Origin of the sequence: Ruegeria haliotis (assembly GCF_013377785.1) — a bacterium.
GTDB lineage: Bacteria > Pseudomonadota > Alphaproteobacteria > Rhodobacterales > Rhodobacteraceae > Ruegeria > Ruegeria haliotis.
In genome coordinates this window covers 61,424-87,506 of record NZ_JABXWT010000001.1, presented here as the reverse complement: position 1 = coordinate 87,506, position 26,083 = coordinate 61,424, and the positions used below count along the sequence as shown (strand labels likewise).

The following is a 26,083-nucleotide window of genomic DNA, read 5'->3' as shown; positions in this document are numbered from 1 at the left end:
AAGGAGTATCTGGATGGGCAAAACACTGGTTATCGGTGCAGGGGGCGTGTCTCATGCGGCGGTGCACAAAATGGCCATGAACGCGGACATTTTCACCGAGATCACGCTGGCAAGCCGTACCAAGTCGAAATGTGATGACATCGCCAAAAGCGTCAAGGAACGCACAGGCGTGGATATCCGCACAGGGCAGATCGACGCAATGGATGTGGCTGCGACCGTGGCGCTCATCAAGGAAACCGGGGCCGAGCTTCTGGTGAACCTCGCCCTGCCCTATCAGGATCTCAAACTGATGGATGCCTGCCTGGAAGCGGGCTGTCATTACCTGGATACCGCCAATTACGAACCCGAGGATGAGGCCAAGTTCGAATACAGCTGGCAATGGGCGTATCAGGACAAATTCAAGCAGGCTGGCCTGACCGCCATTCTGGGCTCGGGTTTTGATCCGGGCGTAACCTCGGTCTTCGCCAAATGGTTGAAGAAACACAAGCTGGATACAATCCGCCAGATCGACATTCTGGATGCCAATGGTGGCTCCAACGATCAGGCCTTTGCCACCAATTTCAACCCCGAGATCAACCTGCGTGAAGTGCTGCAAACCGCACATCATTGGGAAAAAGGCAAATGGCCCGCAACCAAGGCCATGACCCACAAGGTCGCGTTCGACTTCCCCGGCATCGGGGAACGCAACATGTACCTGATGTATCACGAAGAGCTTGAATCGCTCGTGACTCACTTCCCGGAAATTGAGCGCGCCCGGTTCTGGATGACCTTCGGTGATGCCTATATCATGCACGCCACAGTGCTGGAAAACGTCGGCATGACCCGCATCGATCCGGTGATGCATGATGGCAAGGAAATCATCCCGATCCAGTTCCTGAAAACCCTGCTACCCGATCCCGGCGATCTGGGTGAGGAAACAACCGGCAAGGCCTGCATCGGCGATATTGTCACGGGTCAGGCCAAGGATGGTTCGGGTGAAAAGACCTACTACATCTATAACATCTGCGATCACGAAGAGTGTTTCCGCGAGGTGGGGTCCCAGGCTGTCTCGTACACAACCGGCATTCCGGCCATGATCGGCGCGGCCCAGTTCTTCAAGGGCAATTGGCGCGAACCCGGCGTGTGGAACATGGAACAGCTTGACCCGGACGGGTTCATGGACATGCTGAACCATCACGGTCTGCCATGGCAGGTCCACGAACTCGACGGCCCTGTCGAATTCTGACCTTGCACTGAAACGAAATCTTCCAGATTTCATCTTTCCTAAAATACTTCGGGGGTCCGGGGGCAGGGCCCCCGGTCTCTCCAACAGACGGAGACGCCGGACATGACCGACATGATGACCACGCAGGCAGGCGACGCCGGTGCGTTCCGCAAATTCGATCTTGCCAGCGTTCCCAGCCCCTGTTTTGTGGTGGATGAAAATGCCATCGAACGGAACATTCGCATCCTCGCGGACATCGGCGACCGATCAGGCGCCCATGTCCTCACCGCACTCAAGGCATTTTCCATGTTCGCTCTCGCGCCTTTGATCCGGCAATATCTTGGCGGCACCTGCGCCAGCGGCATCTTCGAAGCACGTCTGGGCCGCGAGGAATATGGGGGTGAGGTCGCAACCTTCTGCGCCGGATACAAAGACGCTGAAATAGACGAAATCCTGTCCTTGTCCGATCACGTCATCTTCAACAGCCCGGCGCAAAAAGATCGCTTTTTGGCCAAGGCGCAGGCGGCTGGCGTTCACGTCGGGTTGCGGATCAACCCGGAACACTCTGAAGGCGAAATTGCCAAGTATGACCCCTGCGCCCCCTGCTCTCGACTTGGCACGCCACTCAGCCAATTGACAGCCGAAACCCTGAGCGGTGTGGACGGCCTCCACATGCACACGCTTTGTGAACAGGGGTTCGAGCCACTTCAACGCACCTGGGCTGCCGTGGAACCCAAACTTGCACCGTTCATAAGTGACCTCAAATGGCTGAACTTCGGCGGCGGCCACCACATCACCCGCGACGACTACGACCGCGACGCGCTGGTCGATTTCATCAAAAACATTCGTGAGACTTACGGTATCGACGTCTATCTCGAACCCGGCGAGGCCGTTGCTCTGGATGCGGGCATTCTGGTCGGAGAGATCCTCGACCTGCCGCAGAACGGCATGAATCTAGCCATCACCGATATCTCAGCCACGTGCCACATGCCGGACGTGATCGAAGCCCCCTACCGCCCCGCCTTGATGGACGAGGCCGGCGCAGGTCGTACCTACCGCCTTGGCGGGCCTTCCTGTCTGGCAGGTGACGTCATCGGGGACTACACGTGGGACAAGCCGTTAGAGATCGGCCAGCGCTTTGCCTTCCTCGATCAGGCGCATTATTCGATGGTCAAGACCAACACGTTCAACGGCGTTCCCCTGCCCACAATTGCGCTGTGGAACAGTGAAACGGACGAGCTGAAAATTGTGAAACAATTCGGCTATCAAGACTTCAAAGAAAGGCTTTCCTGATACCATGGGTCCGAGCATTTTCCTCGACAGTGAACTCACCGCGTCGGAACGCACCGAAGATGCGCGGTTTCGTGTAATCCCCGTGCCGCTGGAACGCACCGTTTCCTATGGGTCCGGCACGGCCAAGGGACCAGAGGCGATCATCGAAGCCTCGAATGAGTTGGAACGTATCGTCGGCGCAGCCGAGCCCTGTCTGGAAGGCATTTTCACCGAAGATCCGCTGGATTGTGACGCCGCCCTGCCCGAGATCATGGAGCGCCTTGCCCAGCGCACCGAGGCGGCGGTGCGCGCAGGCAAGATACCTGTTGTTCTGGGCGGCGAGCACTCGCTGAGCTATGGCGCGATCTCCGGCGTTGCGCGCGCGCTGGGTCAGCCGGTTGGTATCGTCCAGATCGATGCCCATGCCGACCTGCGCGACGCCTATCAGGGCGAAAAACACTCCCATGCTTCGGTCATGCATCTGTTGGCAAAGGACGGTATTCATCTGGCCCAATTCGGCGTGCGCGCGTTTTGCAAGGAAGAGGCCGAAAGCCGTGTGAAGAACAGCGTGTTTCATGTCGATGCCGAAGAACTGGTGACCGATAACATCCATGCCGTCGACCTGCCCGAGGATTTCCCCGAACTGGTCTATGTCAGCTTCGATGTCGACGGCCTAGACCCCGCGATCATGCCTGCCACGGGCACTCCGGTCCCCGGCGGGCTGGCCTATTATCAAGCGCTGCATCTGGTGGAACATGCGTTGAAGGGGCGGCGATGCGTCGGGCTCGACGTGGTGGAATTGGCGCCCGATGGCAATGCGGCCTGGGATTTTACCGCCGCCCAGATCGTCTATCGGTTGATGGCAAGCTGCTGAGCAAACCAAGGCGGACGCATTGGCCCGCCTCGGCTACTTCTTATGCTGTCTTGCTGCCATCAGCGGTTTCGTTCAGCTCCATATGCCCGTCGCCCTTGGATAGAACGCGGCGCAGCATCGGCTCGAAAAATTCGAGCGGCTTGGTCGGATAGTCCGGGTCAAAGGCGCATTGATCATATTCGTGGCAGAAATACCGGCAGTCCTCCCAATAAGGGCTGTCGCGGTACTTGTCGCGAGCGTTGCGATCGCCGCCAAGGAAATGGTTATAATAATACCCTTGGAACACACAGTGGTGTTTGAGAATCCAATAGGTCCGCTCGCTGACATAGGGCTTCATCATCGCCGCCGACAATTCACCGTGGTTGTAGGGCGACAGGATATCCCCGGTGTCGTGCACCAGCGCGGCAATCACGATTTCCTCGTCCGCCCCATCCTCAAAAGCGCGGGTCGCGGCCTGCAGGCTGTGCTGATAACGGTTGACCGGATAGGGGGTCCATTCTTCGTCCAATGACCGGATGGCATCAAGAATACGATCCGGCAGGGCCGCATTATAGGCGTCCTCGTAATCCATCACCGCCAGAAAGTCTTCTTTGGTGGCGTTCTCGAAACTGGTCCAGGTGGGTTTGTGGCTTTTGTCGAGCATGGCGGTGTCCCGTGATCTGTTGGCTACCGTCATCGTAGCTGCAGAAAAGCGCAATAAAAAATGAATTGATTTTATCACTGCGATCAAAAAATACTCTCACATGCAAATCAAAGCTCTTGAAACTTTTTTGTGCGTTGCTGAGACCAGCGGCTTTCATGCGGCCGCACGCAAGCTGAACGTGACCCAAACCGCCGTCAGTGCCCGCATCCGCCAGATCGAGGAAACAACGGGCAAGCCGTTGTTCACACGAGGGGCCGGAGGCACAGCACTGACGGATTTCGGACGACAGTTCCGTCCCTATGCCGAACAGATGCTGTCTCTATGGTCCTTTGCGTCCCGGGACTTACCGGAGCAAAGTCAGAATCGCCTCGCCTTGCGTTTGGGCGCACAGCTGAGCATCTGGGATCCCCTTCTGGTCGATCTGGCCGTGCAATTCGAAGAGGAATACGACCAGTTGTTGCTGACGCTGAACTACGATCATGGCCTGAACATGGTCGAGGCGGTGGCTACGCATGTTCTGGACGCCGCTCTGACGCATGAACGGCCCTCGGACCAGCGCATCATTTTCCATGAGCTAGCACCAGAAAACCTGTCTCTGGTCGAAACTGTGGGCAGAGTCGCAGCAGACGACGATGGGGTGTTCGTGAATCTGGAACTGGGTGAAGTATATCAGGATCACATACGGTCAGCGGCACGACGCGCATCTGGGCAGACGATTTTCCTGGGCAATTGCATGATGGCCCTGCGTTATGTCCTGCAACGGGGCGGGTGCGGTTACTTTCCCGACTACGTCACCGGCACCCATCTGGCCTCTGGGGATCTGGTACGCGTTGCCGGCGCGCGCGATCTGTTGCTGCCGCTATATCTTATCGTTCGCTCGGACAGCGAAGAATTCGACAATATACTGAATTGCCTGACAGGTTTACGCAGTTGACGTCAGGCCGGAGACAGCGAAGTTTCCACATCCCGAACACGCCGTCGCAGCAGGGGTCGGCCCGCAACGATCAAGAACAGACAGGATATGAACACCCCCATGATGGCTGGCAGGTAGAGCACAAACCACAGACTCGGGTCGTCTATCACCACAGGGGACACAAACCCCCGGACGCCCTCCAACAGAACCAGAATGGTAAACGCGCCCAGGATCTGAGGCCACAGCCCAAACCGTGAAAAGCTGCCCAGCATCAGGGTCGAATACCCCGCCAGCGCCACTGCAATGCAGATGGCGATCCAGGAAAACCGCTGATGTAACTCTTCGACCAACTGCCCCTGACTGAACTCCTCGGTGGCGGCCACCGCATCCCGTCCGCCGATCAGTTCAGCGGTCGGTATGGCCTCGAGACTGCGTTGGGCCATACCGCCCGAGCTGGTCAGTTCGGAGATGTCGTATGAGGCGTCCTGAAACAGGGTCGAGGACAGCGTTCTGCCTTGTTCGTTCAGGCGCAGCGCAACTCCGTCCACCATCACCAGATGGATACCTGTGTCGTTATTGACCAGATAAGCCGTCGCGCTGGAATAGCTGACCGCATTTTCCGCGTCGCGCCGATCGGACACGAACACCTCATGCAAGGTTCCGTCCAGATCGATCCGCCCGATGTAAACCGTCACACCCTCTGCCGGATGCAGGAACTCACCCTCATTCAGCAATTGTGCGGTTACGTCCCCCGCAACTTCGGCCTGTCGCGTTTCCAGCTGCTCGACCGAGGCCGGTCGCAGAAAGACACTGATAACCGCCATCATCAACCCGGTTATCACGCCAAACAGAACAACTGCGCGTGCAAGGCGCCAAGGGCTGGACCCCGTGGCCAACATTACCGTCAACTCACTTTCGCGACTCAGACGGTTGGTGGCGTAAACGGCGGCCGCAAAGACCGCCATCGGCATGACAGTTCGGATCAGCGTTGGCAGAGTCAGAGCGGTGAATTCCAGAAACACCATCGCCGATTGGCCACCGCTGATGACCCGATCAAACAGACTGACCGAACGGGTGATCCAAAACACGCCAACCAGGACCAGAGTGAAAAAGCCGAACAGTACCAGCAATTGCCGCAGGAAATATCCGTCGAAACGCGACATGTAACCTCACTCAAGTGTGTCTAACTTGCCGCGACCATAGGCCATTCGTTCGCCAGAGGAAACCGTATTGGGATCGCCGTGAAAGGCATGACAGGGCGGTTCATGCATCCGGAAACTGATCAGGGAATTAATGGTGACTGGCAGGGGCAGAAGGGTTCGAACCCTCGACCTACGGTTTTGGAGACCGTCGCTCTACCAACTGAGCTATACCCCTGCAATGCGCCCCAGATAAGACAGCCGCGCAGCGGACTCAAGAGGCTTTTTTAAATTCCTCTACACTTCGCGATCAGACAAACAAGTTGCGCATGACGCGCAGTCCGTTAAGACAAGATCCGGTCAGCAAAAGGAACCCGGCGTGAACATCCGCAAAAAGATCGCAGACAGCGAAGCTGTTCTGAATTGGGCGGCGCGGCGGATTGCCGGGTACATCCGGATGGTCCATCGCAACACGCGCTGGCAACGCATCGGATATGACGAATTGGACCGGCTGGCCGACCAGGGTGAGCCCGTCATTGTCGTGCTGTGGCATCAGCGGCTGGCGCAGTCACCTTACTTCTTTCCGCTGGGCAAAGGCAGCATCTGCTCGATCACATCCTCTGCCCGGGCGGGCAGCATGGTGGGACGTGTGCAGCAATTGTTCGGCATGGATACGATCGCAATGGCCAGTAAAACACGCCATGTTGCCCTGTCGCGCCAAGTGTTGGGAAAGATGAAACAGGGGATTTCCATAGGTATCGCGGCAGACGGCCCGCGCGGGCCAGAGCGGGTGTTGTCGACCGTGCCTCTGGTCTGGGCCCGCACCTCTGGCAAGCGGGTGTTTGGCATCACCTACTCAGCCAAACACGGCAGCGAGGCTGGCACCTGGGACCGCCTGCTGATGCCCCGTCCCTGGCGCAACGAGGGTGTCTTTTTGTGCCGCGAGTGGACAGAAACTGTTCCGCGCAAAGCCAGCGAAGACCAAATCGAAGCCCTGCGTCAAAGCCTTGAGCAGCATATGAACGACATCACGGCAGAAGCCGACCGCATGGTCGGGCGCGCGCCGTGGGCACCAAAGGGCTAACCCCCTCTTAATCTCTGCATCAGATAGACTTCGCTGCCCTCGGGAATCGGTTCGGCCAGCCCACTGGCGATGATGCGTCCGTTGATGGCAATGGACACGCCTGCATCAATGGGCCCCTGCAACTGCGGATGGGCGCGCACCAGTTCGCGCAGTAATGCGCCGGTGGTGGCGGCCTGAACCTCGACCACCTGCTGGCCCCCGGTCAAAGACCGGAGACCGGACCAAAGATGAACCTCAACCATTTTCCTTGAGAGCCGCCAAAATGCGGGGTGGCGACATCGGCAATTGACGCATCCGGACGCCGGCAGCGTTGGACACAGCGTTGGCGATCGCGGCCAGCGGCGGAACGATACCTGTCTCACCCACGCCGCGCACACCGAACGGGTGGCCGGGGTTGGGAACTTCGACGATCACCGTGTCGATCATCGGCAGGTCGCTGGCGACCGGGATACGGTAGTCGAGGAAGATCGAGTTTTGCAGACGGCCATCCTCGCCATAGACATATTCTTCGTTCAGGGCCCAACCGATGCCTTGCGCTGCGCCGCCCTGAAATTGCCCTTCGACATAGTCAGGGTGGATCGCCTTGCCCGCGTCCTGGATCACTGTGTAGCGGATCACACTGGTTTTACCGGTTTCCGGGTCAACCTCGGCGTCAACGATATGGGTCCCGAAGGATACGCCTGCGCCTTCGGGCGTCGCTTCAAAATGGCCCGAGATCGGGCCGCCAGTCGCGCCCATATCCGCAGTGATATCGGCCAGCGGCATCGGATCGAAATCGCCTGCGTTGGGGCCTGATGGCACTGCGCAGCCGTCTTCCCACTTCACCGCATCGCCCGGAATACCCCATTTAACTGCCGCGCGTTCGCACAGCTTTTCGACCGCGTGTTTAGCCGCCTTGATCGTGGCAAGACCCGACGCATAGGTCACGCGCGAGCCGTGGCTCACATCGTTGTAGCCCAGCGTTGCAGTATCGGCGATGGTGACCCGGATGTTCTCATAGGGAATACCCAGAACTTCGGCCGCCATCAGCGCCATGGATGCACGTGAGCCGCCGATATCGGGTGTGCCAACCATCAACTGCGCCGAGCCGTCCTCGGACAACGCCAGCGAAACGCTGGTCTCGCCGCCGTGGTTGAACCAGAAACCACAGGAAATCCCGCGCCCCTGCCCCGGTTTCAGTGGTGCTGCGTAATGCGGATGCGCCTTCGCGGCCTCAAGCGTTTCGACCAGACCGATCCGTTCATAGGTCGGGCCGTAATTGGCCTTGGTGCCTTCGTGCGCTGCATTTTTCAGGCGCACATCGATCGGATCAAGGCCCAGCTTTTTGCATAGCTCGTCAATCACCGATTCAACCGCAAAGGCCCCCATCGGCGCCCCCGGCGCGCGATAAGCGGCCTGTTTGGGGCGGTTGGCCATCACGTCGTATCCCACCTGCCGCACATTGGTCAGGTTATAGGGCGCAAAGCCGCACATGGCAGTCATATCGCCCGGCGCACCCGGAAAGGCCCCACCCTGCAGGCGAAAGATACCCTGCGCCCCGGTGATAGTACCGTCTTTTTTCATGCCGATCTTGATGTCCATCGAGGCCGAGGATGTCGGGCCCGTCGCCCGAAACACTTCGGATCGGCTCATCACCAGTTTAACCGGACGGTTCGCCTTGCGGCTCAGCGCCAGCGCGACCGGCTCGATGAATACCGTGGTTTTACCGCCAAAGCCGCCACCAATTTCGGACGCGGTCACGCGCAGCTGCGCGGTTTCGATGCCCAGTGCCGCAGCACAGTATTTCTGCGCGTACCAGTGTCCCTGGGTTGTGCACCACAGCTCACCCTTGCCGTCATTGCCCAGCATCGCCAGACAGGCATGCGGTTCGATGTAACCCTGATGGGTCGCCTCGGTGGCAAAGCTGTCTTCGATGACCAGATCCGCCTCGGCAAATCCTGCTTCGACCTCGCCGTGACCGCTTTCGTGATAGCGGACCACGTTGGGGTGCATACCCGCAGGCACCGAGTAATCAGCTGCACCTTCGCGGATCACCGGCGCATCCGGCGCCATCGCTTTGTCCACATCGGTGACATGCGGCAGCACTTCGTATTCGACCTCGATCAGCTTGAGCGCATCGCGCGCAGCCAATGCCGAGGTTGCCGCAACAGCCGCAATCGCGTGCCCGTCGTAAAGTGCCTTTTCGCCCGCCATCACGTTTTCCAGAACATTCCAGAACTCACCCTCCAGCCCGGGCTTGAACTCTGGCTTGTCCGAAAAGTCGGCACGGGTGACCACGGCCTTGACGTCTTTGTGCGCCTCGGCTTTGGAGGCATCAATCTTTATGATCCGCGCATGCGCGTGGGGCGAGCGCAGGATGGCCCCATGCAGCATGCCGGGTGCATAGGCATCGGCCCCAAACTTGGCGCGGCCCGTAACCTTGTCCAGCCCATCTGGACGGTCCGGGCGGGTGCCCACAAAATTGAATTCCGATTTACGATCGTCGAGTGCCATTACGAAGCCTCCCGCAGTTCAGCCGCCGTATCCATCACGGCGCGAATGATCTTGTCATAGCCAGTACAGCGGCAGAGATTACCCGCCAGCCAGTATCGCGTCTCTTCTTCGGTCGGGTTGGGGTTCTTTTCCAACAGCGACTTGGCAGCGACCAAAATGCCCGGCGTGCAGACGCCGCATTGCAAAGCGGCATACTCGATGAATTTCTTTTGCAGCGGATGCAGCATGTCGCCATCCGCGATCCCCTCGACCGTTTCGATCTGCTTGCCCTCGGCCTCAACCCCCAGCATCAGACAAGAACAGACCAGACGGCCTTCGACGGTGACCGAACACGCCCCGCAATCGCCAGTGCCGCAACCTTCCTTGGTACCGGTCAGGTTCAGCTTGTCGCGCAGACAATCCAGCAGGGTTTCGCGCGGGTCGCACAGGAATTCGACCGCGTCACCGTTCACTTGGGTGGATACGTGGAACTTGCTCATGCGTGTTCTCCCTTTGCGCGGGCATAGGCGATTTTCGCGGTGCGTTTTGCCAGCACCCCGGCAACTTCTGTACGGAATTCAATCGTGCCGCGTTTGTCGTCGATCGGGTTGCAGGCGGCTGATGCCGCAGTGGCCAACGCGTCCAGCGCGACCTCATCCAAAGTCGTGCCGATGATGGCTTTGGCGCAATCTTCGACCAACAGAACGGTCGGAGCGACAGCACCCAGCGAGACGCGGGCCTCGATGATTTTGTCACCATCCAGACGCAGGTTCACGCCAACGCCTACAACAGCGATATCCATCTCGGTCCGTGGGATGAAACGCAGATAAGCGTCACCACCATTTGCGCCACGTGCAGGGATGTTCACAGCTGAAATCAGCTCGCCTTTGGCCAGCGCCGTTTTTCCCGGCCCGGTCGGAATGTCCTCGACCGCAAGCTCACGAGCACCATCGGGCCCGGTAACCGTCACCGTCACGCCCGCAGCCACCATGGCGGGCACGGAATCAGCCGCTGGCGATCCGTTGCACAGGTTGCCGGTCAGCGTCGCCCGCCCCTGCACCTGAGTCGAGCCGATCAGATCCATCGCTTCGACGACGCCCGGCCAGTCGCGGCCAAGCTCTGGATGCTCGCTCATTTCCGCGCCGGTTGCCGCGACGCCCAGGGTCCAGCTGCCGTCGGCATTGCGGGTGATGTCGCGCACACCGTTGATTTTCTTGATGTCGATCAGCGTATCGGGCGTCACCAGATCCGAGCGTAGCTGCACCAGAACATCGGTGCCGCCTGCCAGAAACCGGGTTATGCCTGTCGCGTTTGCCGCCAGCGCCGAGGCTTCGACAAAGCTGGCAGGGCTGTGATAATCCATGAATATACCTCGCGCCTGTTGGTCAGGGTTCACTGGGGTTCGGGGGGACGTTAGTTCAGCAGTCCGCCCGCGTCCATGGCTGGAACGACCTATTTTTGAGGCTCTGGATGTCGCTTCTGGACATCGGTCAGATATCGATCTCAACCACCCCGTCCGGTTCTGCGGCACGGCTTTGGCACAGGATTATCGCACCTTCGCGTTGTTTACCGGACAGAACGAAATCTCGGTGTTCGATTTCACCGGAAATCACCCCGCATTTGCAGACGCCACAGATCCCATCTGAGCATTTCACATCTACGTGAATGCCTGCCTCATTCAACACCTGCGCCGCGTCCTTGTCGGCGGGAACCTGCAGCTCTCGCCCCGATTGCGCCAGCCTGAGCGTAAAGGGATGGTTTTCATAGTCGGGCTGCTCGGGGACCGAGAAATACTCCAGATGTCGTGCGTCCTCGGGGAAACCCTGCCGCTCGGACGCTTGCATGACGCCATCCATGAAGCGATCCGGCCCGCAGGTATAAACGTGCCAACCGTCCTGACAACCCGACAGAATTGCATCGAGATCGGCGCGGCTTCCTTCATCCGAGAAATGATAGTGGACATGATCCGACCAGGGCATGGACGCTAGGTCGTCCAAATACCCTGCCCCTGCCCGGGTGCTGGCCGAGTAGTGCAGCTCGAATTCCTTGCCCAGCGCGTGCAGGCGGTGCGCAAAGGCGATCATCGGGGTGACGCCGATCCCGCCCCCCATCAGGAACGTCTTTGTTGCCGTCTCGTCCAGCCCAAAGTGATTGATGGGCTTTGAGACAAAGACCTTGCGCCCTTCGGTAAAAATCCGGTGCAGCAGGGCCGACCCGCCGCGTCCTTCATCCTCACGCAAGACGCCGATCTGATAGGACATCCTGTCCGACGGGTCGCCTGACATCGAGAATTGCCTGAGGAATTCAGGTGCAACCAACACGTCCAGATGCGCGCCAGCAGTCCATTCCGGCAGGGGCGCACCATCAAGGCCTGAGAACTCGTATTTCGTGACATCCGCCGTCATCTTGTCGACCTTGGTCAGTTCGACGCGCATCACCGGGGCGTCACCGGCGATTTGGTAGCGGTGCACCATGCACATATCGCCTGCGACCTTGCGGGCCTTGTATTCATCTGCCGTAACCATCGCCCCATATGCGGCAATCCCGGCCTCGCGGTCCATCGCGAAGGGATAGGGCCAGGGGTGCGGGGCAAGATAGGCAGGGTATACGGCCAGGGTCTGATCCTCGTATTTCAGGTCCAGATCTTTTTGCAGGTCACGCCGATTTAATGCGTGGGCCGATGGTCGATAGGCACCGTCCTCCTGAAGCTCGATATCCCACCACCATTTCTTGGTGTCATTCAAACCGCCATTCCCCACCGCGTCGTCCAGTCTGGCCAAGGCAGGTGCTGCTTGCGGCAGGTTCATCGCCGCCCAGCGGAAGGGGCGTTCCTTGAATATCCCCTCGAGGTTCCACGGGCAGGTTTTCATGCACCGTCCGCACATTGCCCCTCCGGGCGTCGTGATCCGGTAGGTGGCGCATTTCTGGCTGTCAGATTTCCAGATCTCGTAGCCGTTGAACATCAACTTCGGCCCGGCCGTGATCGCCCCAGAGGGGCATTCCCGCGCGCATTTATTGCAGCTTTCGCAAAAGGTCTGCAGACCGAAATCGATGGGCTTATCGTGGCTCATCGGCATGTCGGTCGTCACCACACCCGATTTCAGGCGCGGGCCAAGATAGGGGTTCAGGATGACCTCTCCGATCCGGCTGACCTCTCCCAGCCCCGACAACAACAACAACGGAGGTTGAAGCACCTCGCCATCCATCACCGTATGTGCCTTGGCTTTGTAACCGAGATTGCGGATTTGCTGGGCGATGACGCCGCCTAGAAGGGAAAAGCGCAGATAAGCCCGCATGGACTGACTAACCGCGATCCAGTCGTCGCCGCTGGAACCGTCCATGGTTTCATAGCCCTGATCGATGATCATGCTGATGGCCTGATCGTGGGGCGGCACGATCTCTTCGCCGGTGGCATCGTGGGAATACCAGCTCCACTCGGGGCAGCGGCTGAGACCTGCGGCATCGACACCCAGAAAATAACTCGCAGCTTTGATGTTCGCGGCGTTGCGTTCAGCATCGGTTGGTTTCGGTGTGCCGGCGCTATCGCCATCCTGCAGCAGGACAAACGCGCCCAACGCGCGCCTTTGCGCAAAACTGGGGGCGGATTTGCGCACGTAGTGCCCCCCTTTGGCCGCATCCTGTAGCGATTTGCCCATGTCCCCGAACTGAGCGCGCGCGAACATGTCGGCCCGTTTGGGCACACGCGCGACGTTGTCCTCGTCAATGTAAGTGGTAGGATTGTCCACGCGTTTGAGTTTTTCGAACGGATGCGCGCCGTCCACGTATCGTCGCTTGGCATAGGCATCGCGGTTCAGCGCATTCTTGGCAAATCCAGCCCCCAGCCACCAGGCAGGTCCTTGCGTCCGGAACCATGGCTGCTGCGCCATCGACTGCAAGGGGTGATCATGCGCGATCTCCATTTCGGTGGTCACGGCTGCCAGACCAAACCGTTTGCCCAGCCAGGGCACAACAACCTCACCCTCTTCGACAGAGGCCAAGCCCGAGGCCACTGCAAGCCTGTGCAGGTCTACTTCGGACGACATGGTCGTATGTGCCCGTGCATCAAAGCCCAGCAACCGAATGTAGTTGGCAATAACCACTGCGTTTTCTGAGGCCAAAAGACAGGCCCGATGGTCCTGCGCATCCATGATCCAATCCGTACCCGGCTCATCCGGCACCGGGTCGCGGTTGTGTTCGTACAAAAACACGATTGCATGTCGGTGGCTGTCGATCGGCCCCGGCGTCGCCTCCATGCTGTCTTTCAAATCAGCCATGATCACATCGATCCCGGATGCGAGGGTTTTGGTCTGTCGCGTGCGTAAGGCATGGGCCAGCCGGTCGATATCCGGGTTGCGGCGCGGTTGGGGCAACAAGGCGTCGGATGGCAGTGGCCCGCACCCCATCATCGAGGCATCATTGAAATAGCCAAACGCCTTGAGGTGTTCGGCGCGCGTCTGCGGATCTGCCGGAATTTCCGACGGCACAGAGTTCACGAACCCGTCCCGGATTGCGTCCAGCATCGCCTGAAACTCTCCCATCGCGTTGACGATGCTGTCCGGCTGCTCGGGCCGGTGAAAACTGAGCGTCGGCAACGGATGCACGCTGGACAGATCAGGCAGGCGATCCTGTCGCGCCAAACGCTCCAGAGGGTACGACCCCATATGTACGGGTCGGTTCTTGTCCGAGAAAAAACGGATTCCCATTGCGCGCCTCCTGTCAGGTTCTGTCACCTAACGCGCCATGGACAGCAAAACCATTCATGAGTAATCATATATAGTATGAACAAAACTGATTTCACTGAGCTGGACGGACGGGTCCTGCGCACCTTTCTGACCATCCTCGAAGAAAGCTCGGTCTCGAAGGCAGCTGACCGGCTGGGCGTGACGCAATCGGCGATCAGCCATACGCTGGGCAAACTGCGTCAGGTTCTGGGCGACCCGCTGTTTGTCAGGTCTGGTCAGGGTCTGACCCCTACTGAGCGGGCCTTGTCGTTGAAAGAGCCGGTGCAAAGCGTTCTGGACGGGATGCGCGCCTTGACCGAAGAGCGCCCCTTTGACCCGCTCGCCGAAGAGATCGACATCCGGATCGCCACCAACGATATGCCGCGCGAATTGATCTTCCCCGAACTGCTGCGCGCCACGCGGTCGGATGGGGCTCGGTTACGGTTGGAATTCATCCTTTCCGGTGTCCCCGATCTCGATCTGTTGCGCAGTGATCGATGCCAGTTGATGCTGACGCCGCTGCCGCCGGACGGGCCGGATATCTTTCAGAAACGCCTGCTGACCAGCCCGCTGATGGTGTATTTTGATGGCACCCAACACACGCCGCCTGACAGTTGGCAGGCCTATTGCCAAAGCGATCACGTCGAAGTGCGCTTTCCCGATGGGCGAAACGCTCGGGCGGTGATGCGCGGCGTGGATCAAAGCCAGATCCGGCCCGCAATCGTTACCCTGCCCCATTTCAACGCCATCCCACCCTTTGTGAAAGGCAGCAGTCTGATTTCGACCGATACGGCGTTGATGAAGAATGGGCCGCTGGCGGCGCTGGACTGTGCCCCGCTGCCCTTTGAATGCGAGCCGGTCTCGGTCTACATGGTCTGGCATCAACGTTCGATAAATGACCCCGCCCATAGATGGTTGCGCACAAAGATCGAGGCGATTGCCGCCACTCTTCAGACCTGAGAAATCAGCCAATCCCGCATTTTTGCCGCTAGCTCTGGCTGACGAGGCTTCTTGGGCGTCACGACATAAAAGCTGAGATCATCGAACAGTACCTGATCAAATGGTGTGACCAGGCTACCTGATGCAAGTTCAGACGCAACCAATGGCGCGTTGGCCAATGCGAATCCCTGACCCGAGATGGCTGCGTCAATCGCCAGGCTGGTTTGGTTAAAGGTCATCATGCGCGGCTTGCCCAAAACACCAACGCTCTCAAGAAACAAAGGCCACAGACCGTGAGAGTCGCTGAGAAGCACATGTCGCATTAGGTCGGATGGGTTGGTAACTTGCGCTGCAAGATCCGGAGTGCAAACGACTACAAACTCGGTCGAAAAAAGTGGGACGGTTTGCAAGTCCGACGCAATGGGCTTGCGACTTTGGCGAACGGCAATATCGACACCATCCTTGCTAAAGTCAGCAAGCCCTTCCTTCGCGTCGACTTGAACTTGAATATCGGGATGCTGAGCGGTGAAATCGTTCAGCCGGGGCACCAGCCATTTCGAGGCGAAACTGGGGGTAACGGAAATCGTTATCTGATGATGATCCGAAAACTCTTCGACCGCGCCTTCGATCAAACGAAACGCACGACGCAGGGGCGAGTGGAACCGCCGACCGGCCTCGGTCAGGCGCAAACCGCGCGGCAGGCGATCGAATAGCAGCTCTCCCAATCGCGCCTCGAGGCTGCGAACCTGCTGGGCGACGGCCCCCTGGGTCACGCCAAGCTCTTCAGCAGCAAGGCGAAAATTCAGGTGCCGGGCCGAGGCCTCGAAAGCGCGCAAAGCGTTGAGTGGTGGAAGAGCAGGCATATCACCTAACAGTAGATTTTCTACAGCTTTAGGGCAGAAGAACTGATTGGTCAAATCGCGCGTCCACGCCCATTTTAATAACAGCAAAGAAATGGAGAGAGACGATGACCGACAAAGTAGCCCTTATCACAGCAGGTGGCAGCGGAATGGGGGCAGATGCCGCTCGCCGATTGGCAGCTGATGGATTCAAGGTTGGCATTCTGTCGTCCTCGGGCAAGGGCGAAGCCCTGGCCCGCGAGTTGGGCGGCATTGGCGTCATCGGATCGAACCAATCAAATGACGACCTGCAAAAGCTTGTGGATGCGGCCATGTCGCATTGGGGCAGGGTCGACGTGCTGGTCAATTCTGCGGGCCACGGTCCGCGCGCGGGTGTTCTGGAGCTTTCGGATGAGGACTGGCACACCGGGATGGATGTCTATTTCATGAACGCTGTACGCCCCACCCGGTTGGTGACGCCGATCATGCAGGCGCAGGGCGGCGGGGTGATCATCAACATCTCGACCTTCGCTGCCTTCGAACCGGACCCGGTGTTTCCGACATCGGGCGTGTTCCGCGCAGGTCTGGCCGCCTTTACCAAGCTATTTTCGGACAAATATGCCGCGGACAATATCCGCATGAACAATGTCCTGCCCGGTTTCATCGACAGCCTACCCGAGAAAGAAGAGTTCCGCGCGCGTATTCCGCTGGGCCGCTATGGGCGCAGCTATGAGGAGATCGCCTCGGTCATTTCCATGCTTGCCTCTGATGGCGGCGGCTACATTACCGGGCAAAACATCCGGGTGGATGGCGGCATAACCCGTTCGGTCTGATTGGTCAGATCCGTGCCTTGATGAAATGAGTCAGCGCCGCGCCGGTTTCAAAATAGGCGCGGCGCAGGCCTGTCCAACTTTCGCGATGGTCAGGTACGGGGGGCACCGGCAGGCACGAGGGGTCCTCACTCAGCAGGCTTTCGGCCATCAATCGCCCGAACACAGTGCCGGGGCCGATCCCACGGCCTGAAAATCCGTGTGCAGACAGAGCATTCGGGCCAATCTCGGTGATCTTGGGAATATGGTCCGAGGTCATGGCGATACGACCATGCCAACCTTGTACCAGCGGCTGGTCAGCCAATTGAGGATACAGCGCGGCCAACTTGCGCCGGACCCAAGCTGAATGCGCCGCCCGACCAACATGCCCCAGATCACCCATGCCGCCGATGATCATGCGCCCGTCCTGATCCAGTCGGAACGACGTCATGATCAAACCAGTGTCCCAGCACCCTTCACCGTCCGGCAGGATGCAGGCGCGCAGGTTATGAGACAGAGGCGCGGTCGCATATTGAAAATAGTAGACTGGCACATAGGCCGGTGCGGTGTCCTGCAACCCATGGTGATAGGCATTCGTCGCCTGAACCACTGCCTTGGCGCGAACTTTGCCGCCCGGTGTTGTCAGTTCCCATTGCCCGTTCTGGTGCCGCATGGCCTGCACTGGGCTTTGTACGAAAATCTGAGCGCCCGCGTCCGACGCAGCCCGAGCCAGGCCGACCGCATAGGCCAAAGGTTGAATCGTTCCGGCACGCGGATCCAACAATGCGCCATGAAAAGCACCGCTGCCGGTTCGGGCACCCGTAACCTCAGGCGGCAGCAGTTCAACCGGCGCGCCAGATGCGCTCAGTTGTGAATGTCGGGTCTGCAAGTCGCGGAACCCGGATTTGGAATGTGCGCAGTGTAGGGTTCCGTTTCTGATAGGTTCGCACTCAATCCCATGCTCTGCGATCAATGCAAATACGTCCGAGGGCGCTTTGCCCAGCAGATCGATCAGACGGTTTCCGACCGTTTGTCCCAGATGCGAGCGAATTTCAGCAGGTGGTAGCCAGAGCCCGGCATTGACCAACCCAACATTGCGCCCCGATCCGCCATGGCCAATCTCTTGCCCCTCGAGCAGACAGACCGATACCCCTGCTTGCGCCGCCGTCAGCGCCGCAGAGCAGCCCGTGTATCCGCCGCCGATAACCGCCAGATCCACAGTCAGGTCAGCGGTCAGGGGGGCTGCGCTCAATCTTTCACGGCAGGTGTCTTGCCATAACGAGTGTTCAGGGTCTTTCACGTCAAACCTCAGAATGTTGCGCGCAAATCCTTAGCTCGGGTTCATCCCGTTGCAAGCGACCTTTGATCTTCGCGGCACATGGCAACCAGTATGGGCGCGTCCTCTTGCTGCGCAAGAAACGCCGCTTTGTCCGCCATGCCGCGCCACTCAGCGAGAACCAGCGATTGCGCCACTACACCGCCCAATGTCGCACCCGGCCCCGTGACGATAAACAGATCCGGCGCGAATTCTCGTGCGGCGGTCTGAACCGCGCGGGTAAAATCATAAGGCTCAGTGACTTGATGGCCCAGAGTGTAGTCCCAAAGTGCATTGGCATCACTCGCGCCCGGCCACCAGATATTGCCCCGACCGTCAATCAGGGGGTGGTGCGGTTGCCCAAACAATTCGGCACCAAGACGAGCCCGCCCTTCTGCCGCAACCGGTGCCTGCAGCTGGGTGTGGAAGGCGGCGTGGTTTGACAACCGCATCGGGAACCGATCCTGAACCGAAGGTTGCGATGCCTCGAAAGCCGCCAATCCAGCCTCATTCCCTGCCAGAACCAGCATTCCGCCCAGATCAATCGACAGCGCCAGATCATGCCCATCCATCGCGTCAATGCGCAGCACGTCTGTTAGCAGAGCGGCTTTTCGATCCGGATCATTGGTCCAGCTATCATCTGTAAAGGGATAGACAAGCTGCCCTCCGATCAAATGATCCTGCATCAATGTGCCCATGGTGTTGACAACGCGGAACCCGTTTTCGTCGCTCAGCGCACCTGCGGCGGCCAAGGCGATGTACCAGCCCATGGAATTGCCCGTGACGGCGACAACCTCGATATCGTCGGCCAGGACCTGTGCATCTGCCAGAGATGCGGCGTAAATCAAGGGCGAGGCCACGTCGCCCCGGGAATACTTGCCAACCGAGTAACGTGCGGCCCCGTCCAGTGCGGTGACCGGGTCTTGCCCCGCCTCCGCACGGATCGCGTCGAACTTGTGGAACATCGACATCCGCTGGGCATGGTGCCGATGCAAGTAACCCAATTCGGGTTTGTTATACGTTCCCCGTCCGGGGCAGATCACAACAGCAGTGCGGGTCATGTCGTTGCTCCGGTCAGGGTCATGGCCGCCGAAATGATGTCCTCTTTCGACGGCAAAGGCGCGGCGTAGGCCGGGCCGGTGGCGATAAAGCTGTCTTCGGCCACGACGCGAGCAACGGGGATTTCGCCCTTTTCCTCGCGGAAGAGCGTCATCAGAGCCTCGGACTGACTGCCCGTGCGGCGGCATTCGTCAACGATCAACACGTGTTTGCAGCCTTCAGTGGCCTTGATCAACGCCTCTATCGGCATTGGAGCTAGCCACCTCATGTCGATAATCCGCGTATTCAGCCCCGCTGATTGCAACTCGGGCAGTGCCTGTTGCGACAGATAGTGGCCATTGCCATAGGTCACGATGGCCAGATCTGTGCCATCACCATGCACCCCAACCTCGCCCAGCGCGATGTGTTGATCAGGCGACGGATAAGTAGTCATCCAACCTCCGTCCTGCGCTCCATGCAAATCCCGCATAGGGTAAAGCGCAATAGGTTCCAGAAACACGACGACGCGCTGTTCTTCCCGCGCAAGCCGCACGCATTCGCGCAGCATTTGTGCGGCATCGGCTCCGGTCGAAGGACAGGCAATGATCACACCGGGAATATCGCGCAGAACCGCCAGCGAGTTATCGTTGTGGAAATGCCCGCCAAAGCCCTTTTGGTATCCCAACCCGGCGATCCGCAGAACCATCGGGTTGGTGAACTGTCCATTCGAGAAGAACGGCAAGGTCGCGGCTTCGCCCCGGATCTGATCTTCGGCATTGTGCAGATAGGCGAGGAACTGAATTTCCGGGACCGGAACGAAGCCGTTATGCGCCATACCAATGGCGAGCCCCAAAATGGACTGTTCGTCCAGCAGTGTATCAATCACCCGGTCCGGTCCGAACCGTTGCTGCAGTTTCTGTGTGACGCCATAGACACCGCCTTTGCGGCCGACATCCTCCCCCATACAGACGACCTCACCATGTTCCAGCATCAGATCGGTCAGCGCCCAGTTGATCAGGCGGCTCATGGGTTGGGGATCATCCATCGCCCGCGTATCGCCGCCAAAGGCTTTGGCGCGCGCATCGGCACTTGGCCCGTTGGTCGGTTTGCAATCGCGTTTCGGTGGGACAAGGCTCGCCATGACCTCTTGCGCGGTGGTCAAATGAGGGCGGGTCGCGGCCTCGGCCGCGACGCGGTCGGTGCGGGCGCAGGTGTCTTCGTAGATCTTCAACGCCTGTTCAGGTGACAAGGCACTGGCCTGATCCAGCAGACGCACGGAATGCAGTAAGGGATCATTGGCTTCATCCGCTTCGACCTCGGATTTGCTGAGGTAGGTCGTCGGCACATCGGCCCCCGCATGACCATAGAGACGAACGGTTTTCAGATGCAGAAAGGCCGGTCTGCGCCGGGTTCGCACATAATCGGCGGCGGCTTGCGCCACCGCGTAAGCCTCGAAGATATCCAGACCGTTGGCCTGAAAATACTTGATCCCCGGGCGATGCTCCATCGAAGCCTGAATCCAGCCCTTGGGCGTTTTGACCGAAATACCAATGCCATTGTCCTCGCAGACAAACAACAAAGGTAAGGGCGTGGATTGCACGCTGGTCCAGCCCGCAGTGTTGATCGCGCCCTGTGCCGTGGAATGGTTGGCCGAGGCATCGCCGAAGGAACACATCGCAATGCCGTCCTGGGGCAGTTCGCGATGCTCAGGGTCGTGACGCCGTGCGGCGCCCAGTGAATAGGCGGCGCCAACGGCCTTTGGCAGATGGCTGGCGATGGTCGATGTCTGCGGTGGGATTGTCAGAGCTTTGGACCCCAGCACTTTGTGCCGCCCGCCCGATGTCGGATCCCCTTTGGAACAGGCGAAACTCAGCAGCATGTCCCAGGCGATTTGTTGCCCCGGTACCTGCTCGGCCCGGGCGATTTGGAACGCTGCATCCCGGTAGTGCAGAAATGCGATATCGGTTGGGCGCAGCGCATGGGCCACAGCTGCCATCCCTTCATGCCCCGAAGACCCGATTGTGTAGAACCCTTGCCCTGCCTTTTGCATTGCGCGGCTGGTACGGTCCAACGCACGGCTGAGCACTTGGGATCGAAACAGCGAAACGGCGTCGGTATTGCTCAAGCCCGCCCGTGGCGGCGCACCGTCGGGAAAATCACGGTTGGCAATGCGTTTCAGGAAATTCTCATGAACGATCTGGGCGCGGTCCATTGTTCGGCCTTTTCAAACTGGACGGGGTGGTCCCCATTTGGTCACTCAAGCCGTGCAATACAGACAACTTGCGCGCCAAATTCGCACGCAGCCCAAGTTCTCCATGTATCTCGCTGGCAAAGTCAAAATTCCAGTGATATTCGGGCCCAAAGGTATGAGGAATTGTCATATGATTGCGCCGCGCCGCTTTCTCCCATCGATTTCGTCCCTGTTGGCGCTGGAGGCCGTTGACCGCTTGGGCAGCGCCTCAGCCGCCGCCGAAGAATTATCCCTGACCCAAAGCGCCATCAGCCGACAGCTGAAAGCCATGGAGGAACAGTTGGGGGTCGAATTGATCCAGCGGACTCAGATGCGGCTGCACCTGACACCCGCCGCCAAGGAATATGTCCAGACGGCCCGCGCGGCTTTGCATCAATTGGCGCAGGCCTCTCTCAAGCTCAAGGCGAACCCCACTGGCGGCTCCCTGCACCTGTCGATCCTGCCAGCATTCGGAATGCACTGGCTGGCCCCCCGGCTGCAGGATTTCGCACGCCGCCATCCTGAAGTGACGGTGAACCTGAACACACGCCTAAGGCCGTTCGATTTCGACGCAGAACCGTTTGATGCGGCCATTCACTTTGGTCAACCCAACTGGAGCGGGGTGAACCACATGAAGCTCATGCACGAACAGGTGCTACCGGTATGCGCCCCTGCCTTGCTGCCCGAGCGGATCGAAAGCATCGACTGGCTGACCGAGGCGCCGTTGCTACACATCGAAACCCGCCCGGACGGATGGGAACGCTGGTTTGCCGAGCAGGGACACCCAATCAAAGGACTAAAGGGTATGCTGTTCGATCAGTTCTCGACCATGATTCAGGCGACCATCCATGGGCTGGGTGTCGGGCTGTTCCCAAGTTATCTGGTCGCGGAAGATTTGAAGACTGGTCGCCTAGTACTGGCCTGGGATGGTCCGGAGGTCAGTTTGGGTGACTACTATTTGGTCTGGCCGAAAGACAAGATAGAATCGGAACCTTCGAAATCCTTCCGGAACTGGCTGAAAAGTCAGCTAGACCAAACGCCTGGCGCCTGAAACAGCGTTATTCCTCAATAGCCCCGAAAACCCGAGGCATGTTTAAACTTGCCCGGCCCAACCGGCGGAGATGTTCCGCCAGGAACGTAGACGACGGGCGGGAGACCGCCCTGTAGCGGTCAAACATCAATCGAACGCGCGATAAGCTCTTTCATGACTTCGTTGGTGCCGCCATAGATCATCTGCACCCGCGCATCCGCGTACAAACGGGCAATCGGGTACTCCATCATGAAGCCGTAACCGCCAAACAGCTGCAAACACTCGTGCATGATCTCATTTTGCACTTCCGACCCCCAATATTTGACCATCGACGCGGTTGCGGCGTCCAGTTCGCCAGCCTCTAACTTTCCGATGCAGTCATTGACGAAACTGCGCAGAACTTCGGCCTTGGTCTTGCATTCAGCCAGTTTGAACCGCGTGTTCTGGAAATCCATTACGCGCTGGCCAAAGGCTTTGCGTTCCTGCACGTATTTCACGGTCTCAGCGATGGCGAAATCGATAGCGCCCAGTGCCATCAAACCGATTGTCAGTCGCTCCCATGGCAGTTGTTTCATCAATTGATAAAACCCCTGCCCTTCTTCTGAACCGATGAGATTGGTCATCGGCACCTTCACATCTTCAAAAAACAGCTCGGCGGTGTCATTGCCTTTCATGCCCAACTTCTTGAGGTTGCGGCCACGGCGAAATCCCTCGGCACCTTCCGCTTCCACAGCAATCAGTGAAACGCCTTTGGCCCCTTCCGACTTGTCGGTCTTGGCGACCACAATGATCAAATCAGCAGTTTGCCCGTTGGTGATGAAAATCTTGGAGCCGTTGATACGATAGGAATTGCCATCCTTCTCGGCGGTCGTCCGTACGGATTGCAGGTCCGACCCTGTGCCCGGTTCGGTCATGGCGATTGCACCGACCATCTCGCCTGATGCCAGCCGGGGCAACCATTTCTGCTTTTGATCTTCGCTGCCATAGGCCGTGATGTAGTGGGTCACGATGGACTGAATGCCATACCCCCACCCCGCATCGCCGCGCGCCGTCTGTTCGTAGAGGGTAACAGCGTCAAAGCCCATTCCACCGCCGACACCGCCATATTCTTCGGGTATCGCACCTGCCATCAGGCCTGTCTCACCGGCTTTCACCCAGAACTCGCGGTCGACAACACCATTGCCGACCCAGGTTTCGATATTTGGCGTCAGTTCGTCATCCATGAACCGGCCTGCCATGTCAGCAAACATCCGGTGTTCATCTGTGACCCATGCAGCGGTGGACGTAAAAAGCGACATCTCAAGCTCTCCGATCAGTAGTTGCCCAAAGGCTACCCCTTACGATGAGTTTCGCCAATCCATGTGACGCCGCGTCCAACACCGGCGCAACGCAACGTTCTTTGTCTTCAACGGCTAAGCTGAAATCGCGATCCCGTTCCAAGAGGGCAGCCTGGCGCTTGCCGCCAGACTATTACGGATCATGCCAGAGCGGTTTCCAGCAAGAGCTGTGCTGCTTCCCTTGCATCCTCGGCCGGATCGCCATTTTTCAACAGCACAGCCGATACGATCGCCCCTTCTTGCAGCAGCACAATCTGATTGGCCAGTTTTTCAGGATCGCGTGCGCCAGCCTTTCGGGCCAGCCGCGCGATATGTTCGAACATGAGACGCTTGTGTTCCGCCGCCTGCACGTGGATCGGGTGATCGGCCTCTTGGTATTCAGCACCGGCCTTGATGAACATGCACCCGCGGAACCCGTCTTCTTCGAACCATTCCTTCAATGCATCAAAACTGGCGACGATTTGCCCGGCAGGGGTATCTGCCGTCTCTTCAACTCGGCGCAGAATCCAGTTGCGAAAACTCTCATCCCGCAAGCGGAGGACGGCGAGGATCAGCTCTTCCTTGGTGCGGAAGTGTTTGTACATCGAGGTTTTGGACACACCAGTTTCCACGACCAGCTTATCCATACCGGTGGCGTGAAACCCATCGCGGTAAAAAACCTGCAAGGCCTTTCGGACCAGCTCGTCCCGCTTGTTCGGACGCATGATTCGGCTCCTCGGTGTACCGAATAGTACATATTACCTCGGATCGCAGAGCGCAACATGTCCAACTTAAGTGGATATTATACAATCACTTAACCCAACATGAGCCTCAAAAGCATCTCCAATCACATATTCTCTTCTTGCAAATACTTACCGATCAGTACACTTTGATGTTATAGTTAACTGATCTGTACACTCTGGGATTTGACTGATGAAACGCCGCGCCAGCCTATTTCCATCTCACTATCTCTCCGTCCTCCTGACTCTGGCAATTCTTGCCGCCTCTTTGACCTGAAAGACCCCGAAAAGATGACCCGCCCCCCATTGCCACCCTTCACCAGAGACACCGCCATTCAAAAGGTTCGAATGGCCGAGAATGGCTGGAATAGTCGCGATGCGGATATCGTGACACCCGCTTACACAGACGACAGCCAATGGCGGAACCGGGCGGAATTCCTATCCGGCCACACAGACATCCATGCCTTCCTGACCCGCAAATGGCGCAAGGAACTGGACTATCGGCTGATCAAAGAGCTTTGGGCGTTTGCCGACAATCGCATTGCCGTCCGGTATGCCTATGAGTGGCATGATGACAGCGGGCAATGGTTCCGATCTTATGGCAATGAAAACTGGGAATTTGCCGAGGACGGGCGGATGTCTCATCGCCACGCGTCACTGAACGATTTGCCGATCACCGAGGATCAGCGCCTGTTCCACTGGCCCATCGGTCAGCGGCCAGAAGATCATCCCGGGCTGTCCGAACTGGGTCTTTAAAGGAACATCCCATGCCACGTGCCTTTTCCGAACTGACTTTCACCCCAACCGTCCGCGCCCATCAGGAGCGGATGGGCTCAGCAAAGACATATGCCAAATTCATCGAAGGAGGCCCACAACAGGGCCATCTGATCGGTGATCCGGAGAAGGCGTTCATCGAAGCACGGGACGGATTCTATCAGTCTTCAGTGTCCGAGATTGGTTGGCCCTATGTCCAATATCGCGGCGGACCTGTCGGTTTCCTCATGGTTTTAGGCCCTCAGACCATCGGGTACGCCGATCTGTCGGGCAACAAGCAATACATCTCGCGTGGGAATCTGGACGGCAACAACCGTGTCGCCATGATCTTGATGGATTATGCCAACCAGCGTCGGTTGAAAATTCTGGGGCGGGCGGAATTCACCGAAGGCGAAGCCGCCGCGACCAGCCTTTATCCCGATGGCGCCGAGACCCCGGCCGAGCGCGCAGTGATCATCCACGTCGAAGCGCTGGACTGGAACTGCCCGCGTCATATTACGCCGCGTTTCACCGAGGCAGAACTGCGTCCGCATCTAAACACGCTGGGACAACAATTGGCGCAATTACTGGCCGAAAACGAGCGCTTGAAACAGGAATTGGCAAAACCCGACTGACGCCGCCGGACGAAACGCAGACGTCTCATCAAACTCTCAGATCAAGGACATACAGCCATGCTACGTTCTGCGTTCCATTTTACAGCAGTTGCTCTTACCGCTGCCGCTTTTGTTCTG

The 26,083-nt window shown here is 58.5% G+C and carries 23 protein-coding genes and 1 tRNA gene; 10 read left to right on the top strand and 14 right to left on the bottom strand.

Translation table 11 applies throughout. From position 1 onward, the window contains the following. Nucleotides 1–13: 13 nt before the first annotated feature. From HW561_RS00405 to speB, 3 genes are all read left to right on the top strand, one after another. On the top strand, nucleotides 14–1,225 hold the full coding sequence (locus tag HW561_RS00405) for a saccharopine dehydrogenase family protein (protein WP_176861213.1): 1,212 nt from the start codon (nucleotides 14–16) through the stop codon (nucleotides 1,223–1,225). Nucleotides 1,226–1,327: 102 nt separating this feature from the next. Next, a complete protein-coding gene (gene nspC, locus HW561_RS00400; RefSeq protein WP_176861212.1) occupies nucleotides 1,328–2,497 on the top strand; it encodes a carboxynorspermidine decarboxylase in 1,170 nt (389 codons plus the stop codon). A 4-nt stretch (nucleotides 2,498–2,501) separates the two neighbouring features. Next, on the top strand, nucleotides 2,502–3,350 hold the full coding sequence (gene speB / locus HW561_RS00395; protein WP_176861210.1) for an agmatinase: 849 nt from the start codon (nucleotides 2,502–2,504) through the stop codon (nucleotides 3,348–3,350). A 40-nt stretch (nucleotides 3,351–3,390) separates the two neighbouring features. On the opposite strand, the gene HW561_RS00390 is transcribed toward speB, so the two are convergent. Further along, on the bottom strand, nucleotides 3,391–3,993 hold the full coding sequence (locus HW561_RS00390) for an HD domain-containing protein (RefSeq protein ID WP_176861209.1): 603 nt from the start codon (nucleotides 3,991–3,993) through the stop codon (nucleotides 3,391–3,393). Nucleotides 3,994–4,093: 100 nt separating this feature from the next. Between HW561_RS00390 and HW561_RS00385 the strand changes: the two genes are divergently transcribed. Beyond that, nucleotides 4,094–4,927 (top strand): LysR family transcriptional regulator, encoded by an 834-nt coding sequence (locus HW561_RS00385; protein WP_176861208.1) that lies wholly within the window; start codon nucleotides 4,094–4,096, stop codon nucleotides 4,925–4,927. A 2-nt stretch (nucleotides 4,928–4,929) separates the two neighbouring features. Here the strand turns inward: HW561_RS00385 and lptF are convergent, their stop codons facing one another. Both lptF and HW561_RS00375 read right to left on the bottom strand, forming a co-directional pair. Next, nucleotides 4,930–6,069 (bottom strand): LPS export ABC transporter permease LptF, encoded by a 1,140-nt coding sequence (gene lptF, locus HW561_RS00380; protein WP_176861207.1) that lies wholly within the window; start codon nucleotides 6,067–6,069, stop codon nucleotides 4,930–4,932. 138 nt (nucleotides 6,070–6,207) lie between these two features. Continuing rightward, nucleotides 6,208–6,283, bottom strand: a tRNA-Trp gene (locus HW561_RS00375). Nucleotides 6,284–6,424: 141 nt separating this feature from the next. Here HW561_RS00375 and HW561_RS00370 point away from each other — a divergent pair. After that, complete coding sequence (locus HW561_RS00370) at nucleotides 6,425–7,129, top strand: lysophospholipid acyltransferase family protein (RefSeq protein ID WP_176861205.1); 705 nt, start codon at nucleotides 6,425–6,427, stop codon at nucleotides 7,127–7,129. On the opposite strand, the gene HW561_RS00365 is transcribed toward HW561_RS00370, so the two are convergent. The 5 genes from HW561_RS00365 to HW561_RS00345 all read right to left on the bottom strand — a co-directional run bounded on the left by HW561_RS00365 (nucleotide 7,126) and on the right by HW561_RS00345 (nucleotide 14,304). Then, nucleotides 7,126–7,371: a MoaD/ThiS family protein gene (locus HW561_RS00365; RefSeq protein WP_176861204.1), complete on the bottom strand. Its 246-nt coding sequence runs from the start codon at nucleotides 7,369–7,371 to the stop codon at nucleotides 7,126–7,128. The two genes, HW561_RS00370 and HW561_RS00365, sit on opposite strands and share 4 nt — an antisense overlap. Further along, nucleotides 7,364–9,622, bottom strand: a complete 2,259-nt coding sequence (locus HW561_RS00360; protein ID WP_176861202.1) for a xanthine dehydrogenase family protein molybdopterin-binding subunit — start codon at nucleotides 9,620–9,622, stop codon at nucleotides 7,364–7,366. The genes HW561_RS00365 and HW561_RS00360 overlap by 8 nt, the downstream gene beginning before the upstream one ends. Further along, the gene (locus HW561_RS00355) at nucleotides 9,622–10,101 is read right to left on the bottom strand and encodes a (2Fe-2S)-binding protein (protein ID WP_176861200.1); all 480 of its coding nucleotides are present in this window, start codon (nucleotides 10,099–10,101) and stop codon (nucleotides 9,622–9,624) included. Before HW561_RS00355 ends, HW561_RS00360 begins: the two co-directional genes overlap by 1 nt. Then, nucleotides 10,098–10,964 carry an FAD binding domain-containing protein gene (locus tag HW561_RS00350; RefSeq protein WP_176861198.1) on the bottom strand — a complete coding sequence of 289 codons (867 nt, stop codon included), beginning with the start codon at nucleotides 10,962–10,964 and terminating at the stop codon, nucleotides 10,098–10,100. The genes HW561_RS00355 and HW561_RS00350 overlap by 4 nt, the downstream gene beginning before the upstream one ends. Before the next feature lie 127 nt (nucleotides 10,965–11,091). Beyond that, nucleotides 11,092–14,304, bottom strand: a complete 3,213-nt coding sequence (locus HW561_RS00345) for a reductive dehalogenase (protein WP_176861196.1) — start codon at nucleotides 14,302–14,304, stop codon at nucleotides 11,092–11,094. Between the two features lie 75 nt (nucleotides 14,305–14,379). Here HW561_RS00345 and HW561_RS00340 point away from each other — a divergent pair, with 75 nt between their 5' ends. Beyond that, nucleotides 14,380–15,282 (top strand): LysR family transcriptional regulator, encoded by a 903-nt coding sequence (locus tag HW561_RS00340; protein ID WP_176861195.1) that lies wholly within the window; start codon nucleotides 14,380–14,382, stop codon nucleotides 15,280–15,282. Here the strand turns inward: HW561_RS00340 and HW561_RS00335 are convergent. Further along, complete coding sequence (locus HW561_RS00335; RefSeq protein WP_176861194.1) at nucleotides 15,273–16,124, bottom strand: LysR substrate-binding domain-containing protein; 852 nt, start codon at nucleotides 16,122–16,124, stop codon at nucleotides 15,273–15,275. The genes HW561_RS00340 and HW561_RS00335 overlap by 10 nt on opposite strands. Nucleotides 16,125–16,228: 104 nt before the next feature. On the opposite strand from HW561_RS00335, the gene HW561_RS00330 reads away from it, so the two are divergent. Then, a complete protein-coding gene (locus tag HW561_RS00330) occupies nucleotides 16,229–16,933 on the top strand; it encodes an SDR family oxidoreductase (protein WP_176861193.1) in 705 nt (234 codons plus the stop codon). Between the two features lie 4 nt (nucleotides 16,934–16,937). On the opposite strand, the gene HW561_RS00325 is transcribed toward HW561_RS00330, so the two are convergent. The 3 genes from HW561_RS00325 to HW561_RS00315 are packed head-to-tail and all read right to left on the bottom strand — an operon-like array spanning nucleotide 16,938 to nucleotide 21,474. Next, the gene (locus HW561_RS00325) at nucleotides 16,938–18,209 is read right to left on the bottom strand and encodes an NAD(P)/FAD-dependent oxidoreductase (protein WP_176861192.1); all 1,272 of its coding nucleotides are present in this window, start codon (nucleotides 18,207–18,209) and stop codon (nucleotides 16,938–16,940) included. 41 nt (nucleotides 18,210–18,250) lie between these two features. Beyond that, nucleotides 18,251–19,285 (bottom strand): ACP S-malonyltransferase, encoded by a 1,035-nt coding sequence (locus HW561_RS00320; protein WP_176861191.1) that lies wholly within the window; start codon nucleotides 19,283–19,285, stop codon nucleotides 18,251–18,253. Further along, nucleotides 19,282–21,474: a thiamine pyrophosphate-dependent enzyme gene (locus tag HW561_RS00315; protein ID WP_176861190.1), complete on the bottom strand. Its 2,193-nt coding sequence runs from the start codon at nucleotides 21,472–21,474 to the stop codon at nucleotides 19,282–19,284. Before HW561_RS00315 ends, HW561_RS00320 begins: the two co-directional genes overlap by 4 nt. A 169-nt stretch (nucleotides 21,475–21,643) precedes the next feature. On the opposite strand from HW561_RS00315, the gene HW561_RS00310 reads away from it, so the two are divergent. Then, nucleotides 21,644–22,543: a LysR substrate-binding domain-containing protein gene (locus tag HW561_RS00310; protein WP_176861189.1), complete on the top strand. Its 900-nt coding sequence runs from the start codon at nucleotides 21,644–21,646 to the stop codon at nucleotides 22,541–22,543. 119 nt (nucleotides 22,544–22,662) lie between these two features. Here the strand turns inward: HW561_RS00310 and HW561_RS00305 are convergent, their stop codons facing one another. Together HW561_RS00305 and HW561_RS00300 are read right to left on the bottom strand one after the other, a co-directional pair. Next, nucleotides 22,663–23,820 carry an acyl-CoA dehydrogenase family protein gene (locus HW561_RS00305; RefSeq protein WP_176861188.1) on the bottom strand — a complete coding sequence of 386 codons (1,158 nt, stop codon included), beginning with the start codon at nucleotides 23,818–23,820 and terminating at the stop codon, nucleotides 22,663–22,665. A gap of 179 nt (nucleotides 23,821–23,999) precedes the next feature. Then, the gene (locus HW561_RS00300) at nucleotides 24,000–24,563 is read right to left on the bottom strand and encodes a TetR/AcrR family transcriptional regulator (protein WP_176861187.1); all 564 of its coding nucleotides are present in this window, start codon (nucleotides 24,561–24,563) and stop codon (nucleotides 24,000–24,002) included. Between the two features lie 306 nt (nucleotides 24,564–24,869). Between HW561_RS00300 and HW561_RS00295 the strand changes: the two genes are divergently transcribed. Both HW561_RS00295 and HW561_RS00290 read left to right on the top strand, forming a co-directional pair. Beyond that, nucleotides 24,870–25,334 (top strand): nuclear transport factor 2 family protein, encoded by a 465-nt coding sequence (locus tag HW561_RS00295; protein ID WP_176861186.1) that lies wholly within the window; start codon nucleotides 24,870–24,872, stop codon nucleotides 25,332–25,334. A gap of 11 nt (nucleotides 25,335–25,345) precedes the next feature. Continuing rightward, on the top strand, nucleotides 25,346–25,966 hold the full coding sequence (locus tag HW561_RS00290; protein ID WP_176861185.1) for a pyridoxamine 5'-phosphate oxidase family protein: 621 nt from the start codon (nucleotides 25,346–25,348) through the stop codon (nucleotides 25,964–25,966). Nucleotides 25,967–26,083: the final 117 nt, after the last annotated feature.

Excerpts from the sequence above, each read along its gene's own strand:
- HW561_RS00405 (WP_176861213.1), top strand. The coding sequence starts at position 14 with ATGGGCAAAACACTGGTTATCGGTGCAGGGGGCGTGTCTCATGCGGCG.
- HW561_RS00300 (WP_176861187.1), bottom strand. The coding sequence starts at position 24,563 with ATGCGTCCGAACAAGCGGGACGAGCTGGTCCGAAAGGCCTTGCAGGTT.
- HW561_RS00360 (WP_176861202.1), bottom strand. The coding sequence starts at position 9,622 with ATGGCACTCGACGATCGTAAATCGGAATTCAATTTTGTGGGCACCCGC.
- HW561_RS00320 (WP_176861191.1), bottom strand. The coding sequence starts at position 19,285 with ATGACCCGCACTGCTGTTGTGATCTGCCCCGGACGGGGAACGTATAAC.
- nspC (WP_176861212.1), top strand. The coding sequence starts at position 1,328 with ATGACCGACATGATGACCACGCAGGCAGGCGACGCCGGTGCGTTCCGC.
- HW561_RS00385 (WP_176861208.1), top strand. The coding sequence starts at position 4,094 with ATGCAAATCAAAGCTCTTGAAACTTTTTTGTGCGTTGCTGAGACCAGC.
- HW561_RS00315 (WP_176861190.1), bottom strand. The coding sequence starts at position 21,474 with ATGGACCGCGCCCAGATCGTTCATGAGAATTTCCTGAAACGCATTGCC.
- lptF (WP_176861207.1), bottom strand. The coding sequence starts at position 6,069 with ATGTCGCGTTTCGACGGATATTTCCTGCGGCAATTGCTGGTACTGTTC.
- speB (WP_176861210.1), top strand. The coding sequence starts at position 2,502 with ATGGGTCCGAGCATTTTCCTCGACAGTGAACTCACCGCGTCGGAACGC.
- HW561_RS00310 (WP_176861189.1), top strand. The coding sequence starts at position 21,644 with ATGATTGCGCCGCGCCGCTTTCTCCCATCGATTTCGTCCCTGTTGGCG.
- HW561_RS00350 (WP_176861198.1), bottom strand. The coding sequence starts at position 10,964 with ATGGATTATCACAGCCCTGCCAGCTTTGTCGAAGCCTCGGCGCTGGCG.
- HW561_RS00295 (WP_176861186.1), top strand. The coding sequence starts at position 24,870 with ATGACCCGCCCCCCATTGCCACCCTTCACCAGAGACACCGCCATTCAA.
- HW561_RS00355 (WP_176861200.1), bottom strand. The coding sequence starts at position 10,101 with ATGAGCAAGTTCCACGTATCCACCCAAGTGAACGGTGACGCGGTCGAA.
- HW561_RS00330 (WP_176861193.1), top strand. The coding sequence starts at position 16,229 with ATGACCGACAAAGTAGCCCTTATCACAGCAGGTGGCAGCGGAATGGGG.
- HW561_RS00290 (WP_176861185.1), top strand. The coding sequence starts at position 25,346 with ATGCCACGTGCCTTTTCCGAACTGACTTTCACCCCAACCGTCCGCGCC.
- HW561_RS00365 (WP_176861204.1), bottom strand. The coding sequence starts at position 7,371 with ATGGTTGAGGTTCATCTTTGGTCCGGTCTCCGGTCTTTGACCGGGGGC.
- HW561_RS00305 (WP_176861188.1), bottom strand. The coding sequence starts at position 23,820 with ATGTCGCTTTTTACGTCCACCGCTGCATGGGTCACAGATGAACACCGG.
- HW561_RS00390 (WP_176861209.1), bottom strand. The coding sequence starts at position 3,993 with ATGCTCGACAAAAGCCACAAACCCACCTGGACCAGTTTCGAGAACGCC.
- HW561_RS00340 (WP_176861195.1), top strand. The coding sequence starts at position 14,380 with ATGAACAAAACTGATTTCACTGAGCTGGACGGACGGGTCCTGCGCACC.
- HW561_RS00335 (WP_176861194.1), bottom strand. The coding sequence starts at position 16,124 with ATGCCTGCTCTTCCACCACTCAACGCTTTGCGCGCTTTCGAGGCCTCG.
- HW561_RS00345 (WP_176861196.1), bottom strand. The coding sequence starts at position 14,304 with ATGGGAATCCGTTTTTTCTCGGACAAGAACCGACCCGTACATATGGGG.